A 15,255-nucleotide genomic window follows, 5' to 3' on the forward strand; every position below is an offset into this window, starting at 1 on the left:
CGCCGGCCGGGGGGCGGGTTTTAATTTTTTCCATTTCATGTTTTTGAGCCTATACCAACAAAAAAACAACCAACGTTAACCGGCGCCGCCGTGCGGCGAACGCCTCGATCCGGGCGAGATCCCGCGGGCGGAGGCCGCGGCGGGGATGCGGGCGGATCAGCAGGGCGCGCCCGCCGGCGGTCAGCTCGGCGGCCAGCTCGGCGGTTAGGGGCCCGGGTGCGGGGACGGCGGTGTCGTCGGTCCAGACGAGGCGGCGCCGGTCGGCGAGGACCTGGCGGGCCGCGGCCAGTTTCAGCGGGTCGGTGTCCTCCGCCGTGTCCAGTTCCGCGGCGGTGAGCGCCCGGCCGAACGCGGGCAGCCCGAACAGCCGCTCCAGCACATCGGCGTCCGGGCACCAGGTCGAGCACCAGCGGACCTCGACGACGCCCGCGGCGGACAGCCGTCGGATCCGGGTGATCAGCGCCGGCGCCCAGCGGATCGGCCAGTCGATGCCCTGGGAGCGCGCGGCACCCCGGCACAGGTCCGGGCCCCACATGGGACGGCGCACGTTGATGACCCCGTCGACATCCAGGAGCCAGACCGGCGGACGGCGCACGGTCAGAACAGCAGCTCGGCGACGGCCAGGTCGAACGGGCGGGTGATCTTCATGGCCGCCTCGGCACCCGGCACGGTGTGCACGGGGACGCCGATCTTCTCGGCCATGCCCGCGTCGTCGGTGTGCTCGTCGACGGCGGCCGCGTGTGCGCTGGTCAGGACGTCGCGGCGGAAACCCTGCGGGGTCTGGACGGCACGCAGCACGGAGCGGTCCACGGTGCCCACGACAACGCCGAAATCGTCGACCTGCTTGATGGTGTCGACCACTGCAAGAACGGGTATGACCGCGCCGTGCCCCCCTCGCACCGCGTCCGCGACTGCCTCCACCAGCTCAGGTGGGGTCAGCGCCCGCGCCGCGTCATGGACCAGCACGATGCCGAATTCCTCGGGTACGGCGGCCAGCGCGGCCGCCACGGAAGCCTGCCGGCTCGCCCCACCGGCGACCACGAACAACCGGCAAGTTCCCAGCGGCGGCTCAGCCGTCACACAGGTCTCACCGGCAACAATGGGACTCAGCAGAGCACGGACGTCGTCGACGGCGTCCGCGGGGGCGGCGACCACGATGCAGCCGACACTGGGCGCGGCGGCCACCCGGCGGACGGCGTGCACGAGCAACGGCTCCCCTCGCAGGAGCCGCAGTGCCTTCGGGGCGCCGGGGCCGAGTCGGACCCCCATGCCCGCAGCAGGCACGAGGACCGCGACGTCACCACGCACACCAGGGTGCGCCGTCACGTCGCGGTCCTCGTCTTCAGGATTAGCCGGGCTGAAATGTCAGGCCTCGGTCAGCACCTTGTCCAGCAGCGTCTCGGCCTCATCCTTGGTGCTCTTCTCGGCAAGCGCCACCTCGCCGACCAGGATGTCCCGAGCCTTGGCCAGCATGCGCTTCTCGCCGGCCGACAAACCACGCTCCCGGTCACGACGCCACAGGTCACGCACGACCTCAGCGACCTTGAGCGGATTGCCGGAGGCCAACTTCTCCAGATTCGCCTTGTAACGCCGCGACCAGTTGGTCGGCTCCTCGGTGTGCGGAGCGCGGAGGACGTCGAAGACCTTGGTCAGGCCTTCCTCGCCAACCACCTCGCGCACGCCGACGATCTCGGCGTTTTCGGCGGGCACCCGCACCGTCAGGTCACCCTGAGCGACCCTGAGGACGAGATACTGCTTCTCCTCGCCCCTGACGACCCGAGTCTCGATTGCCTCGATGAGTGCGGCCCCGTGGTGGGGGTAGACAACGGTCTCGCCGACACTGAAAACCATAGGTTCGAAACCCCTTTCGCTGTGTCTAGGGTAACACGGTCACGCGCTGTCGTCCCACCCCAGAGAGCAGCATTCGCGCAGGTCAGAACACATGTGAGTCCCCTTTCTCCCGCTTGACATGAATCGTGGAACCTGCTGCGTAACGGATCAACAACCCGGGGTGCGCGCAAATGCGCAGGCAGTAGGACATATCCGATTGATTATCGCGAGTGCGTACAGATCAGGCAGGACGCCACGGGAACGCCACTCTCCGTGATGCCACCAGCGGCGGAGCGTGGGAAACTCTTCATGCATCTCGATGGGTGCCCCTCTGGCGCGCAGGCGTCGGGTGAGGGAAAGTTGAGGCAGGTGCGAGGAGAACAGCGATGGGCACGCTGCGCGGCGACAACGGCGGTGGTGAGCGACCACAAGACGGTGGTGGCCTGCCCGACCTGCCCCCTGAGTGGGGCACGATCATCATTCCCGACGATGCGGGCGCACTCGACGACGACGGCACATCGATCCGTCGACAATTCCGCCGCGCCGCAATGCGCCGGCGCTGGCGGCGCCGGCTGCACCTGAAGCCGGAGCCGATCGGCCGGGCCACCGACGATTCTCCCGGGCTCGCGGTGCCGTTGCTGATCATGTCGATCGCCGTCATCGCGACGCTGGTGAGTCTGTTCGCCGTCGCATGGCCCCGGCGCAATCCCGACGGCACCCCGCAACTCACCCCACCTTCTCCGGCCGCCGTGGTGACCCTGGCGGGCCTGAGCCTGTTCAACCCACAGGGCGAGGCGGTCCCGATCCGCGATCTCACCCCCGGCGTCGTCCTGCTCGTCGAGGGGTGCAGCTGCGAGGAGCTCATCACCGGCACCGTCGACGCCGTCGCCGCCAGCAAGGCCCCGTCCGCGCAGGTGCTGGTGGTCGGCGTCCGGGCCCCGTCGCTGCCGTCGGGGCTCAACGACAAGGTGAAGGTCCGCGCGTTCGCCGACCCCAACAGCTCGATCCGCGCGGCGGTGCCGTTCCTCGCCCCGAGCCGCACCACGGCCGCCATCCTGGTCGCCGCCGACGGCCACGTGCTGCGCGCGGTCAGCTCGGTGACGACCGCGGACTCCTTCGACTTCGAACTGGCCAACCTCGCGGTGACCCCGTCGTCAACCGCGTAGGAGCGTTCCGTACAACGTGAGTCCCGGGCCGAACGCCAGGGCCACCGTGTTGCGGGGCGGGCCCGCGGCACGGCGGCGTAGTGCGTCGATGATCAGCAGGACGGTCGGGGACGAGCAGTTGCCGTGATCGGCGAGGGTGGCGCGCGACTCCGCCAGGGCGGACTCCGGCAGCGCCAGCTGGTCGCGGACCACGTCGAGGATCCTCGGGCCGCCGGGGTGCACCGCCCAGCCGTCCACGTCGGCGAGGGTCAGCCCGTGCCTGGAGAGCAGGTCGTCGACCAGGTCGGCGACGTAGATGGACAGGACGTCGGGCACCTTCGGCGACAGGCCCATCCGGAAGCCCAGGTCGGTCACGTCCCAGGTCATGTGGTCCGCCGTCGCGGTGTCGGTCACCGCCGCGATCTCAGCAACTGTCTGGCCGGAGGCCGTCGGCACCAGTACCACCGCCGCCGCCGCATCAGAGAACAGTGCGTGCGCCACGATCTGCTGCGGATCCTCGCTCGGTGGCTGGACGTGCAGGCTGGTCAGCTCCAGGCAGAGCAGCACCGCCGGCCGGCCGCGGGCCGACACGAAGTCCGTCGCGGCGCCGAGCCCCGGCAGGGCGGCATAGCAGCCCATGTGCCCGATGAAGAGCCGCTGTGTGGTCGGCGCCATGCCCAGGTCGCGGGCCAGGAGGATGTCGAGGCCGGGCGTGGCGTACCCCGTACACGAGCACACCACGAACAACCCGATCTCATCCGGTCGCAGCCCGGCGGCGTCCAGCGCGCTGCTGACGGCGTCCTTGCCCAAAGGGAGGGCCTCGGTCAGGTAACGCCCCATGCGTTTCGCGGTCGACCAGCCCGACGCGTCCTCCATGAGCGGGTTGACCGCCCCGTGCCGGCTGACCACCCCGGAGTTCTCGAAGATCCGCTTGGCCAGCCCCTTGCGGGACCCGTTGTAGTGCCGCTCGAAGAAGCCCGACCACACCTCGTCCTGGCGCATCGGGCCCGGGAATGTCACACCCATGCCTGCGATCGCGGCACCTGTCACTGGGTCCCCTTTCTGCCGCGCCCCTGGTAGAGGATCGCGGTGGTGAACGTCGGCACGATCGGCACTGCGTTACGGCGGGTGACCAGCCACCGGGCGAGCGCGGGCAACGTCGGTCGGACGCCCCGCACGTCGAGTGGCACGCCGTTGCGCGCGCACGCCTGTTGCAGCGCACGCGGGTCGACGAACATGGCTGGGTCGTGGATGCCGCGGACCGCCGGGATGACCGCCTCGGCGAGCCGGACCGCGATCAGCCGGGACACGGCCGTGTCGGCAAGGGTGTCCAGGACCAACCAGCCACCGGGTCGCAGGATGCGGCACGCCTCGGCGACCACGGCCGGCCAGTCGGGGACGTGCTCCAGCAGTTCACCCGCGCTGACGACATCGACGGTACCGTCGGCGAACGGCAACCACCGCGCGTCCGCCAAAACCGGTGCGACGCCGTGCGCGGCGGCCTGCTCCAGCCCCGACACGATGAGGTCGACGCCGACGTGCCGGTAGCCCTTGTCGGCGACGTGCGGGGCGAGCAGCCCGCCGCCGCAGCCGAGGTCGACCAGGACGGCGCCGTCACGCTCCGCCGGTGGGATCAACCGGGCCCGGGCGCGGGCCAGCCAGTACAACATCGACAGCGGCGAACCGGGACGCCACCACTCCCCGGCCAGGTCGTCATACTGACCAGGATCGTTACGCGCCCGGCGCGTCGCTCGCATGGGTCGAGACTGACACGGAACCCCTCCGACAGCCACACTTGCCGGATGTCCGTTGCAAGCGCGATCGTCCGCGCCAGCCATCCGGAGCCGGCGGTCGCGGTCACCGCTGTCGCCGCCCTGCTGTCGTTCGGACTCGACAGACCCTGGCCTGGTGTGTTGGCGGCCGCCGCGACGGTACTGGCCAGCCAGCTCTCCATCGGTTGGATCAACGACGTGCTGGACGCTCCGCGGGACGCCGCTGTCGGGCGTACCGACAAGCCGGTCGCCACCGGTGCGGTCTCGCGGCGGCTGATCCTGGTGCTCGGTGTTATTGCGGCGCTCGTGATGATTCCGCTGGGTTTTCTGTCCGGCGTGGCCGCCGGTTTTGTAGCTTTGGCCGCTTTGATCTCGGCGCTGCTCTACGACTGGCCACTGAAGTCCACGCTCGTCTCGGTGCTGCCGTATGCGGTGTCGTTCGCCTGCCTGCCCGCGTTCGTCGTCCTCGGCGCCGGGCTCACCCCGCCGGTGTGGCTCCTGGCCGCCGGTGGCCTGCTCGGCGCCGGCGCGCACTTCGTCAACGCGCTGCCCGATCTCGACGACGACGTCCGGACCGGCGTGCGCGGCCTGCCGCACCTCCTCGGCCGGCGCGGGTCGCTCGCCGCCGCGGCCGTGCTGCTGCTGCTCGCCACCGCGTTCCTCGCGTTCGGGCCGCCGGGGGCGCCGCCGCTGCTGTTCTGGCCGACCCTCGCGGTGGCCCTGATCGCACTCGCCGTGGGCGTTTTCGCCATGCGCCGCGACCCCACCTCCCGCATCCCCTTCCTGTCGGTCATCGCCGTGGCCCTCATCGATGTGGTTTTCTTGCTGGTCAGCGGCCTGAACCTGGGTTGACCGGGGCAGGGTCAGGGTGCGCGTGATCGGCCGATCAACGGCATCTAGGCTGTAGTCGGCCGCCCGATCCAGATGGAGGACCCAAGGTGACGCGTACGATTCCGGCTGCCCGCCGCCGCTCAATGCTGGGCGCCGCGCTGCTGGCTTCCGCCGCGCTCGGCGTCGGCCTGCTCTCCGGATGCAGCGCAGGTCAGATCACGCAGACCGACAACCAGGTCGCCGCGGTGCCGGGCGTCAGCGCCCAGAGCGCCGACGGCCTGATCGCGCTGCGCGAGGGCGTCGTGGCGTATGCCGGCGCGTACAAGCCCGGCAGTGTCGTGCCGATCGAGGTCCGGCTGTTCAACAACGCCCGGCAGTCCGTGAAGCTGACCGGCGTGACGGCCGGTTCCGCCGGCAGCGTCGTGCTGGTGGGTGGCGCTTCGGCCGCGCCCGCTCCGGCTGCCACTTCCGCGGCGGCCGCGCCGGCACCGTCGGTTTCGCGCTCCGGGTCTACTTCGGCGTCCTCCTCACCGTCGACCTCGCCGTCCGCGTCGAAGTCGCCGACGCCGTCGCCCACGCCCGCCGTGGTCGGCTCGTCGAAGATCAGCATCGAGATCCCCGTCGGCGGGTTCGTGGCGCTGAGCCAGAGCACCAAGACCTACCTCGCGGTCGAGAAGCTGACCGGCGAGGAGCTTCTGGCCGGCTCCGCGCTCGCGGACGTGACGTTCACCTTCACCTACGCCGACGGCAGCACCACCACGATCAAGCTGCCCGAGCTGCCGATGACGGTGCCGCTGAGCCCGCTGCCGAAGCCGAGCTCGGTCGTGGAGCACGAAGAGTAGAAGCGTTTTTGTCATACCCGTGGGCTAGCTTTCGGGGGTGACGAAGACCAGGGGCGCTGCCTACCAGTGCGACGTGTGCGGGCACCGGCCGGCCAAGTGGATCGGACGGTGCCCCGAGTGCGGTGAGTGGGGCTCGATCATCGAGTCCTCTCCGCTGGCCGCGCTCGGCCCGTCCGCCCTGCGCGCCGTCCCGAGCCGCGCCCCGCTGGAGCCGGCCCGCCCCATCGCCGAGATCAGCGCCGCCCCGGCCAAGGCCCGCCCGACCGGCGTGGCCGAGTTCGACCGGGTCCTCGGCGGCGGCATCGTCCCCGGCGCCGTCGTCCTGCTCGCCGGCGAGCCCGGCGTCGGCAAGTCCACCCTCCTGCTCGACGTCGCCCAGCAATGGGCCAAGCACGGCGACACCCCGTCCCTCGTGATCAGCGGCGAGGAGTCGGTGAGCCAGGTCCGCCTACGCGCCGAGCGCATCGGCGCCCTGCACGAGCGGCTCTATCTGGCCGCCGAGAGCGACCTGGGCGCGGTCCTCGGCCACCTCGACGCGGTCAAGCCCGGCCTGCTCATCCTCGACTCGGTGCAGACCATCTCCGTGCCCGGCACCGACGGCGTCGCCGGCGGCGTCACCCAGGTCCGCGCCGTCACCGCCGCCCTCGTCGCGATCGCCAAGGAACGCGGCCTCGCCACCGTCCTCGTCGGCCACGTCACCAAGGACGGCAACGTCGCCGGCCCCCGCGTCCTGGAGCACCTCGTCGACGTGGTGCTCAACTTCGAGGGCGACAAGCACTCCTCGCTGCGCATGGTCCGCGGCCTGAAGAACCGTTTCGGCGCCGCCGACGAGGTGGGCTGCTTCGAGATGCACGAGGGCGGCATCACCAGCCTGCCCGACCCCAGCGGCCTGTTCCTCACCCGCTATGCCGACGCCGTCTCCGGCACCTGCGTCTCCGTCGCCATGGAGGGCCGCCGCGCCCTGGTCGCCGAGGTGCAGACGCTGATCGGCGCCCAGACCCCGGGCTCACCCCGCCGCACGGTCAGCGGCCTCGACTCGGCCCGGCTCGCGATGATCATCGCCGTGCTCCAGCAGCGGGCGCAGATCCAGCTGCACGACCGCGAGGTCTATGCCGCGACGGTCGGCGGGCTGAAGGTCACGGAGCCGGCCATCGACCTGGCCCTGGCGCTCGCCGCCGCCTCGGCCGCCCACGACCTGCCGATGCCGCCCGACCTGGTGGTGGTCGGCGAGGTCGGCCTGACCGGCGAGGTCCGCCGGGTGGGTGCGGTGCCCCGGCGGCTCGCGGAGGCGGCGCGGCTGGGGTTTCGGTTCGCGCTCGTCCCACCGGGCTGTGGGCCGGCCGCCACGGGCGTCACGCCTCCGGGGATGCGGGTGCTGGAGGTCGGCGACGTGCGGACCGCCCTGCACTATGCGGTGAAAGCCGCCAGCGAGGTCGACCCGCGCTGACACTGCCTGGGGCCTCGGGCGCACGCAGGTTCGATACGGTGGGTCCGGTGATCGACCTTCAAGTTCGGGACGAGTCTCGGCGTGTTCTGGAGCGTGCGCGAGGCTTCGAGTGGACGCAGGAGCTGATCGATCTCGACAGCTCGGTGTTTCCGATGCTTGCCGGGCTCTGCGCGTATCTGGACACCGTGTTCAACCAGCGGCAGGTTCCGCTGTTGCTGGGCGAGTTGGAGCGGTTGCCAGCCGGCGTGATTCCTGAGCGCGCCCAGGTGGAGATCCGCAGGCTCGCCGCGATGGTCGAGCAGGGATCGCACCGGTACCTGTGGTTCTGCGGAGACTGATCGGCCCACAGCTCCTCACGGGGCGAGCAGGACACGCTTCCGCAGCAGGTCGAAGCCTGCCCCGACCGCACCTTGGGCGCGGATTCCGCGGTGCGATGCGGTGGCCTTGCGGCAGCCTTGGTTGATCCGATGGATTCGGCACCACCGTTGGTCGCGACACCTTCGCTGTCGCCGGGCGGACTCTTCACGCACGCGCGGCGACGAACCGTGGAAAGCGGCGAGCGTGCTTGCGGCCGATTCGCACGCAGCCGGTCCCCGATCGCTGGACAAAGCGTAGAGAAATCGGTGCCCCAGCCCCGACTCCTCTACCTCTACCGAGGCGGTGTTGGCCGACGCGCACCTATGGCGGCAGGCCGGCCGGTGGGTAGGGGTGGTCAGCCGCGGGATGGGTTCAGGTGGTTCGCGATCAGGATCTGGTCCGGGGCGAACGCGGCCAGCGCCGTCAACTGGCCGTCCGGGCCGCCGACGAAGTCGCGGAGGCGGACCGCGACGTCAAAGCCGCTGGCGCGTCACGCACGATGACGAACCGTGGAAGCGGGCGAGGGTGCCTGCGGCCGATCCGCGCACGCAACCCGGTCTGCGATTGCTGGACAACGGGTAGGGGAATCGGTGCCCCGGACCCGATTTCTCTATCTCCTCCGAGGCGGCGGCCGGTGGGTAGGGGTGGTCAGCCGCGGGACGGGTTCAGGTGGTTCGCGATCAGGACCTGATCCGGGGCGAACGCGGCCAGCGCCGCCAACTGGCCGTCCGGGCCGCCGACGAAGTCGCGGAGGCGGACCGCGACGTCGAAGCCGCTGGCGCGTTTCGACGGGGTCTTCGACAGTTCGCGGATGACGTTCTGGTCCAGCCACGCCGGGTTGGTGCCGGTGCGGTCCAGGCCGGCCCGGAGCCTGACCAGCAGGTACCGCTCCCCGCCGATCTCCATCAGCGTCACCTGCGCGACCCGGGACCACGGCAGGACCAGGGTGCGGATCCAGCCGGGGCGGACGGTCAGGGCGAAGTGGTTGGCGCCCACGCGCGGGCGGCGGGCGACGGCGAGGACGAACGGGATCGCGCCGATGGCGGCGAGGACGACCGTCCACATCGGAAGGTCGGCGAGTGGGTTGCCGGAGCCGGAGGCGAGGACCTCGGGCTCGTCGGCGAAGAGGCCGCGCACGATGCCGACGGCGAGGGCGGCGGAAAGCACGTACCACGCCAGGGTCACCAGGGAGCGGGACGGGAAGCTGCGCCGCCACTCGATCCGCTCCGGACCGGCCACCGGTGGGACCTCACAGACATCAACTACGATCCATCGGCTGATGGCGTCCGCCCACTCTACGGGCTGGGTCGATACCGCACCAGCACCGGATGTCCGACCATCCGTAGACTGTGCGGGTGCCGATCGACCGCGAGCCCAGCAGGGGCGGTTCCCATACCGGCCTCAACGGGGCCTGGGCCGTTGCCGACCCCTTGCGTGCGACGCTTGCCCTGATGGCGCCCGGGACGGTGCTGCGCGACGGGCTGGAGCGCATTCTTCGTGGGCGCACGGGTGCCCTGATCGTGCTCGGCTACGACAAGGTGGTCGAGCAGCTGTGCACCGGCGGGTTCCCGCTGGACGTCGAGTTCTCCGCGACGCGGCTGCGTGAGCTGTGCAAAATGGACGGTGCGGTCGTCCTGTCGAGTGACGGCACGAGAATTGTCAGGGCGGCCGTGCACCTCATGCCGGACCCGACGATCCCGTCGGAGGAGTCGGGGACGCGGCATCGCACGGCGGAGCGGGTCGCCAAGCAGGCAGGGTTCCCGGTGATCTCGGTGAGCCAGTCGATGCGGATCATCGGCCTGTATGTCAACGGGCAGCGGCACGTGCTGGACGACTCGGCCGCGATCCTGTCGAAGGCGAATCAGGCGTTGGCCACGCTGGAGCGGTACAAGCTGCGCCTCGACGAGGTGAGCGGGACGCTGTCGGCACTGGAGATCGAGGATCTCGTCACCGTGCGCGACGCGGTGGCGGTGGTGCAGCGGCTGGAGATGGTGCGCCGCATCGCCGACGAGATCGCCGGTTACGTGGTGGAGCTGGGCACGGACGGGCGGCTGCTGGCGCTGCAGCTCGAGGAGCTGATGGCGGGCGTCGAGGCGGACCGGACGCTGGTGATCCGGGACTACCTGCCGTCTGGGCGGCGCAGCCGCACGTCGGACGACGCGCTGGACGAGCTGGACGCGTTGACGGCGACGGAGCTGATCGACCTGGTCGCGGTCGCGAAGTCGCTCGGCTACCCGGGGGCCAGCGACGCGCTGGATGCCGCGGTGTCGCCGCGTGGGTTCCGGCTGCTGGCGAAGGTGCCGCGGCTGCCCACGCTCGTCGTGGACCGGCTCGTCGAGCACTTCGGCAGCCTGCAGCGGCTGCTCGGCGCGACGGTCGAGGACCTGCAGGCCGTCGACGGCGTCGGCGACGCGAGGGCACGCGGCGTGCGGGAAGGTCTGAGCCGGCTCGCCGAGGCGTCGATCTTGGAGCGATACGTCTAAGGAAGCCGCGGAAGGTCTCAGGTCAGCTGGACCTGGACCGGCGCGCTCAGCTTCGTGTCGAGGCGGCCGACCAGTTCGTACTTGCCGGCCGGCGGGACCTCCCGGTTGGCGCAACCGTTGTTGGTGGCCTTGCCGTTCCAGGTGGTCGAGAACGAGACCTCGATCGAGGGCTTCAGCGTCGTGGGCTGGCTGCCGTGCGGGGCCTCGCACTGGTCCGACGACCACATCTTCAGCGCGCCGACCTGCAGGTACAGCTCCTGGTAGTCGGCGCCCAGGTCGCGGGTGCAGTCCCGGGCCGACGTGTTCTTGATCTTGATGGTGAACTTCAGGTATGCCCCGCGGAACTGCACCGGCTGCTCGGGCGACGCGACCAGGGAAAGGTCGGCGTCGGCACAGACCGGCAGCGACGAGGCGACGGCCGGCCCGGAGGAGGCCGGCGAGGTGGGCGTGCCGGTGACCGCTTCGCCGGTCGTCGGGGTCTGCACCGTCGGCGTCGGGTCGGCCGCGGTCGTCACGCCGGCGGACGGGGACTGCGCCGAGGCGGGCGTCCGCTTCGGATCCGGCCCGGAGCACTGCGCCCAGAGCATGAGCACCACGATGAGCAGCGCCCCGCCGATGATGGCGCGACGCCGCCAGTACACGCCAGCGGGAAGCGGGCCAACCGTCAGCTTCATGATGTACTCACCGTATCGAGGGAACGGGTAGCGCAGGGGGCGGCGCGCCGTGTAGACCGCTCAGAGATAGACCTTGCGGGCGTAAACGGCGTGCGCCCCGGCGACACGATCGAGGAACAGTAACCCAGCGCAATGGTCGATCTCGTGCTGCAGGGCCCGCGCCTCGAACGCGTCGGTAGTGATCTCGATCTCTTCACCGGTGCCGGGCAGCTGACCGGCGACCACGAGCCGGTTGGCGCGCTTCACGTCACCGGTGAGGTCGGGCACCGACATGCAGCCCTCGCGGCCCTTCTGCCATTGCGAGGCCTCAACGACCCGCGCGTTGCACAGCACAAGCGTGCCGTGCACGGTGCGGGCCTTCGGATGCCCGGTCACGTCGACGGCGAACACCTGCGCGCCGACGCCCACCTGCGGCGCGGCGAGCCCGACGCAGCCGGGCGAGACCCGCATCGTGTCGACGAGGTCCGCGGCGAGCTGGACGATGTCGTCGGCGAGCGGGTCCACGGCCTTGCCCGCCGCACCCAGCACCGCGGCGGGCGCCTGGACGACCTGCAGGACGGTCACATCAGATCCGCTTCGGCCGGGCGCAGCGTGGCCTCGACCCCCAACTCGGCCGCGACCCTGTCGATCGCGGCGGCGAGGTCGCCCATCGCACCGGGCGCGTCGACCTCGGCCACGACGACGTAGAGGTTGCCGGCCAGCCTGGTCGTCAGGTCGGTGATGTTGCCCCCGGCGGCCGCCACGGTACGGCTGAGCGCCGCCACGATGCCGAGCCGGTCCGCCCCGTGCACGGTCAGCACGTAGTGCGCGCCCCGCGGGGCCTCGACCAGGTCCTCGCCGACCTCCCGGACGGTGACCAGCAGCGTCCGGTCGGCGGTCAGCGGCGCCAGCGCCAGCTCGACCTCGCCGGCGGACACGGACCCGGCGCAGACCAGCGTCATTGCGAAGTGCCCGCGCAGGCGGGTCATGGTCGAGTCGGTGAGGTTGAGGCCCAGCCCCGCGAGGATCTCCGCGACGTCGGCGATGATGCCGGGGCGGTCATGGCCGATGACGGTGACGGCGTACTCGTTCACCTGGCTTATCCTTCCTTATCGCCTCTCTAGCCCTTTCACAGACCGTCACCAGTTGGTACGACGCCAACGCCCGTGACCTCCCATGGCGGCAGCCCGACGCGACCCCGTGGGGTGTGCTGGTCAGCGAGGTCATGCTGCAGCAGACCCAGGTGTCCAGGGTGGACCCCGCCTGGCGGCGCTGGATGGAGCGCTGGCCCACGCCCGCGCACCTGGCCGCGGACCCGCCCGGCGAGGCCATCCGCGCCTGGGACCGGCTCGGCTACCCGCGGCGCGCCCTGCGCCTGCACGCGTGCGCCGCGGCGATCGTGGAGCGGCACGACGGCGAGGTGCCCGACGACGTCGACGCGCTGCTCGCATTGCCGGGCATCGGCATGTATACCGCCCGGGCGGTCGCCGCGTTCGCCTTCCGCCAGCGCCACCCCGTGGTGGACACCAACGTCCGCAGGGTCGTGGCCAGGGTCGTCGACGGCAGTGCCGACGGCGGCGCGGCGACCACCCCCGCGGACCTGCGGGCGGTCGAGGTGCTGCTGCCCGAGGACCACGAGGCGGCGGCCCGCGCCTCCGTTGCGTTCATGGAGCTCGGTGCGGTGATCTGCACCGCCCGCGCGCCGCGCTGTGAGGAGTGTCCCCTGCTGGCCGTCTGTGCCTGGCGCATCGCCGGCTCGCCGGCGTCCACCGGGCCCAGCCGGCGCACCCAGCGGTACCACGGCACGGACCGGCACGTGCGCGGCCTGCTCCTCGCAGTACTGCGGGCCAGCGACGACCCGGTGCCCGCCGCGCGGCTCGACCTGGTCTGGGACGACGAGGTCCAGCGCGGCCGGGCGCTGCGCGGGCTGCTCGAGGACGGGCTGGTCCGGGAGCGCGCCGGGACGTTCACGTTGCCAGGGTGACCCCGAGGGTTGCAGCCGGTTCATCTAGTTTTTCCCACACTTTCCGGGCCTCCTTTCGGGTGAATCCATGGATAGGCTCGCGTCGTGCTCATCCCTCACGCCAGGGCACGCCGGGCCGTCGTCGCGCTGCTTGCCGCCGCGACGCTCGCGGGCTGCGGCAGCCACCCGTCCGGCGGTCCCCAGTGGACAGACGCCGGCGCATCACGGGCCCCGTCAGCCAGCGCGTTCCCGGCCTCACCGACCGACTCCGCCTCGCCGGCCGCCTCGCGGTCGGCGTCGTCGTCACCGTCGGCCAAGCCTTCCGCCACGAAGACGCAGTCCACCGCCGCGGCGCCCCCGGCCGGCACCAACTACGCGAGCCGGCTGCCGAAGTTCGACCGCCCGCCGAAGGCCGACAAGGTCCACCTGCCCGAGGGCGGGTCCGTGCCGTACTACGCCCGCATCCCGACCGATCAGCCCGTCGCGTTCATCACCATCGACGACGGCCAGATCAAGCGACCCGAGGCCCTCGAGCTGTTCAAGCAGGCCGACGTCCCGGTGACGCTCTTCCTCATGATCGACGCGATCAGGAACGACCCGCCGTACTTCAAGCGCCTCCAGGACGCCGGCGCCGTGATCGAGGCGCACACGGTCACCCACCAGAACCTGAAGGGCAAGTCCTACGCGGTCCAGCGCAGGGAGATCTGCGACTCCGCGGACAAGCTCGGGCAGTGGTACGGCCGCCGCCCCGTCCTCTTCCGCCCACCGTACGGCGACAAGGACGACACGACGCTGAAGGCCGCCCACGACTGCGGCATGCACGCCGCCTTCTTCTGGAAGGAAACCGTCGACAAGGGCATCGTGCGCTACCAGTCCGGCAACACGGTCCAGCGCGGCGACATCATCCTGATGCACTTCCGCGACCGGTTCGTCGACGACTTCATCGCCGCCCTCCAGGCCATCAAGGCCGCCGGCCTCACCCCGGCCCTGCTGGAGGACTACATCCCCTGAAACGCCTCCAGCAGCGCCCGCCGTTCGTGCTCAGCCAACGGCAGGCGCTGCTGGATCGTTCTCCGCAGCGGCTCCGGCACGGCGTAGCGCCCGCCACTCCCGATCACCGGCAGCACGATGGGCGGCAGCCCGCCAAGGTCCTCGGTCAGGTCCAGCGCGTCGGCGGTGGCGGCGTCGATCGCCGGCAGGTGCGCGAGCCGCCGCACGAACTCCCGCTCGTCGTGGTGCAGGGTCTGCAGCAGTACCCCGACCAGATGCTCCTGCAGCGGCTCGTCGACCCTGGCCAGCTGCCGCAGGCTGGTGCCGCGCTCCGGCATGGGCAGCCGCGCCAGCCACGCCGCCGCCAGCCCGACCAGCGCCGGCCAGCCACCGGTCAGCAGGTGCAGGTCCGGCGCGAGCCCGTCCGCCCCTGCTGCATCTGCGAGCGCCGCCGCCAGCACCTGGTACGTCTCGTCCTCGGCAAACACCAGATGCCCCGCACCGAGCCGATCCACCGCGGCCACGGGAATCGGCTCCCGGCCACTGAGCACCAGCGGGACGACCCCGACCAGCTCGACGACGCGGCGCCACCCGGCCCCGTCCAGCGGCAGGTTCTCGATACCGTCCAGCACCACCACGGCACCGTCACCGGCCGCCGGCACCCGGCCGTTGTCCAGTTGGACCATGACCGCCCGACGAGCCTCCGCCCATTGCGCCAGCAGGATGCTCTTACCCGCCCCGCTGCCCGCCACGACGGTCACCACTGGCTGGACCGCGTCCTCCTGGCCGGGCTCGGCGAACGCCTGATCGAGCCGTGCCAGCAACGCGGGCCGGACAATCGGCCGCGGCGAGGCCGGCCGCCCGAACCGCGCCGCCCCGAAATCCCGCCACCACCCAGTCACGCCAGGCAACGTATCCCGGCAACCCGCTTCACGGACCCCC

General features: G+C 71.3%; 18 protein-coding genes. 8 read left to right on the forward strand and 10 right to left on the reverse strand.

Going from position 1 to position 15,255, the window contains the following annotated elements; all coding sequences use genetic code 11:
- Positions 1-49: 49 nt before the first annotated feature.
- The 3 genes from AB0K00_RS01020 to AB0K00_RS01030 are packed head-to-tail and all read right to left on the reverse strand — an operon-like array spanning position 50 to position 1,851.
- Complete coding sequence (locus tag AB0K00_RS01020) at positions 50-595, reverse strand: hypothetical protein (protein WP_363513272.1); 546 nt, start codon at positions 593-595, stop codon at positions 50-52.
- A gap of 2 nt (positions 596-597) precedes the next feature.
- Entirely contained in the window at positions 598-1,326 is a 729-nt protein-coding gene (gene ispD / locus AB0K00_RS01025; protein WP_363513275.1) for a 2-C-methyl-D-erythritol 4-phosphate cytidylyltransferase, read from the reverse strand.
- Positions 1,327-1,365: 39 nt separating this feature from the next.
- Entirely contained in the window at positions 1,366-1,851 is a 486-nt protein-coding gene (locus AB0K00_RS01030) for a CarD family transcriptional regulator (protein ID WP_033363204.1), read from the reverse strand.
- Between the two features lie 365 nt (positions 1,852-2,216).
- Here AB0K00_RS01030 and AB0K00_RS01035 point away from each other — a divergent pair, with 365 nt between their 5' ends.
- The gene (locus AB0K00_RS01035; RefSeq protein WP_363513278.1) at positions 2,217-2,996 is read left to right on the forward strand and encodes a hypothetical protein; all 780 of its coding nucleotides are present in this window, start codon (positions 2,217-2,219) and stop codon (positions 2,994-2,996) included.
- Here AB0K00_RS01035 and AB0K00_RS01040 read toward each other — a convergent pair.
- A complete protein-coding gene (locus AB0K00_RS01040; protein WP_363513281.1) occupies positions 2,985-4,001 on the reverse strand; it encodes a type III polyketide synthase in 1,017 nt (338 codons plus the stop codon). The two genes, AB0K00_RS01035 and AB0K00_RS01040, sit on opposite strands and share 12 nt — an antisense overlap.
- 20 nt (positions 4,002-4,021) lie before the next feature.
- Entirely contained in the window at positions 4,022-4,732 is a 711-nt protein-coding gene (locus tag AB0K00_RS01045; RefSeq protein WP_363513283.1) for a methyltransferase domain-containing protein, read from the reverse strand.
- Positions 4,733-4,777: 45 nt separating this feature from the next.
- On the opposite strand from AB0K00_RS01045, the gene AB0K00_RS01050 reads away from it, so the two are divergent.
- From AB0K00_RS01050 to AB0K00_RS01065, 4 genes are all read left to right on the forward strand, one after another.
- Positions 4,778-5,599, forward strand: coding sequence for a UbiA family prenyltransferase (locus AB0K00_RS01050; RefSeq protein WP_363513286.1), 822 nt, complete (start codon positions 4,778-4,780; stop codon positions 5,597-5,599).
- Positions 5,600-5,685: 86 nt separating this feature from the next.
- A complete protein-coding gene (locus AB0K00_RS01055) occupies positions 5,686-6,420 on the forward strand; it encodes a hypothetical protein (RefSeq protein ID WP_363513289.1) in 735 nt (244 codons plus the stop codon).
- A 37-nt stretch (positions 6,421-6,457) separates the two neighbouring features.
- A complete protein-coding gene (radA, locus tag AB0K00_RS01060; protein WP_363513292.1) occupies positions 6,458-7,867 on the forward strand; it encodes a DNA repair protein RadA in 1,410 nt (469 codons plus the stop codon).
- Positions 7,868-7,914: 47 nt separating this feature from the next.
- The gene (locus AB0K00_RS01065) at positions 7,915-8,205 is read left to right on the forward strand and encodes a hypothetical protein (RefSeq protein WP_363513294.1); all 291 of its coding nucleotides are present in this window, start codon (positions 7,915-7,917) and stop codon (positions 8,203-8,205) included.
- A gap of 667 nt (positions 8,206-8,872) precedes the next feature.
- Here the strand turns inward: AB0K00_RS01065 and AB0K00_RS01070 are convergent.
- Positions 8,873-9,463: a hypothetical protein gene (locus AB0K00_RS01070; RefSeq protein WP_363513297.1), complete on the reverse strand. Its 591-nt coding sequence runs from the start codon at positions 9,461-9,463 to the stop codon at positions 8,873-8,875.
- Positions 9,464-9,585: 122 nt separating this feature from the next.
- On the opposite strand from AB0K00_RS01070, the gene disA reads away from it, so the two are divergent.
- A complete protein-coding gene (gene disA / locus AB0K00_RS01075; RefSeq protein ID WP_363514962.1) occupies positions 9,586-10,707 on the forward strand; it encodes a DNA integrity scanning diadenylate cyclase DisA in 1,122 nt (373 codons plus the stop codon).
- 17 nt (positions 10,708-10,724) lie between these two features.
- Here the strand turns inward: disA and AB0K00_RS01080 are convergent, their stop codons facing one another.
- From AB0K00_RS01080 to AB0K00_RS01090, 3 genes are read right to left on the reverse strand one after another with little or no spacing between them, the layout of a single operon-like run.
- Positions 10,725-11,381: a hypothetical protein gene (locus AB0K00_RS01080; RefSeq protein WP_363513300.1), complete on the reverse strand. Its 657-nt coding sequence runs from the start codon at positions 11,379-11,381 to the stop codon at positions 10,725-10,727.
- Positions 11,382-11,441: 60 nt separating this feature from the next.
- Positions 11,442-11,945: a peptide deformylase gene (def, locus tag AB0K00_RS01085; protein WP_363513303.1), complete on the reverse strand. Its 504-nt coding sequence runs from the start codon at positions 11,943-11,945 to the stop codon at positions 11,442-11,444.
- Positions 11,942-12,454, reverse strand: a complete 513-nt coding sequence (locus tag AB0K00_RS01090) for an ACT domain-containing protein (protein WP_363513306.1) — start codon at positions 12,452-12,454, stop codon at positions 11,942-11,944. Before AB0K00_RS01090 ends, def begins: the two co-directional genes overlap by 4 nt.
- Positions 12,455-12,471: 17 nt before the next feature.
- On the opposite strand from AB0K00_RS01090, the gene AB0K00_RS01095 reads away from it, so the two are divergent.
- Positions 12,472-13,344: an A/G-specific adenine glycosylase gene (locus AB0K00_RS01095; protein WP_363514965.1), complete on the forward strand. Its 873-nt coding sequence runs from the start codon at positions 12,472-12,474 to the stop codon at positions 13,342-13,344.
- A gap of 84 nt (positions 13,345-13,428) precedes the next feature.
- Positions 13,429-14,334: a polysaccharide deacetylase family protein gene (locus AB0K00_RS01100; RefSeq protein WP_363513309.1), complete on the forward strand. Its 906-nt coding sequence runs from the start codon at positions 13,429-13,431 to the stop codon at positions 14,332-14,334.
- Here AB0K00_RS01100 and AB0K00_RS01105 read toward each other — a convergent pair.
- Positions 14,322-15,215 carry a hypothetical protein gene (locus AB0K00_RS01105; RefSeq protein ID WP_363513312.1) on the reverse strand — a complete coding sequence of 298 codons (894 nt, stop codon included), beginning with the start codon at positions 15,213-15,215 and terminating at the stop codon, positions 14,322-14,324. The two genes, AB0K00_RS01100 and AB0K00_RS01105, sit on opposite strands and share 13 nt — an antisense overlap.
- Positions 15,216-15,255 lie beyond the last annotated feature (40 nt).

The sequence above is a fragment of the Dactylosporangium sp. NPDC049525 genome, assembly GCF_040676755.1.
Taxonomy (GTDB): domain Bacteria; phylum Actinomycetota; class Actinomycetes; order Mycobacteriales; family Micromonosporaceae; genus Dactylosporangium.

Excerpts from the sequence above, each read along its gene's own strand:
- AB0K00_RS01040 (WP_363513281.1), bottom strand. The coding sequence starts at position 4,001 with ATGGGTGTGACATTCCCGGGCCCGATGCGCCAGGACGAGGTGTGGTCG.
- AB0K00_RS01030 (WP_033363204.1), bottom strand. The coding sequence starts at position 1,851 with ATGGTTTTCAGTGTCGGCGAGACCGTTGTCTACCCCCACCACGGGGCC.
- AB0K00_RS01045 (WP_363513283.1), bottom strand. The coding sequence starts at position 4,732 with ATGCGAGCGACGCGCCGGGCGCGTAACGATCCTGGTCAGTATGACGAC.
- AB0K00_RS01050 (WP_363513286.1), top strand. The coding sequence starts at position 4,778 with ATGTCCGTTGCAAGCGCGATCGTCCGCGCCAGCCATCCGGAGCCGGCG.
- AB0K00_RS01035 (WP_363513278.1), top strand. The coding sequence starts at position 2,217 with ATGGGCACGCTGCGCGGCGACAACGGCGGTGGTGAGCGACCACAAGAC.
- AB0K00_RS01080 (WP_363513300.1), bottom strand. The coding sequence starts at position 11,381 with ATGAAGCTGACGGTTGGCCCGCTTCCCGCTGGCGTGTACTGGCGGCGT.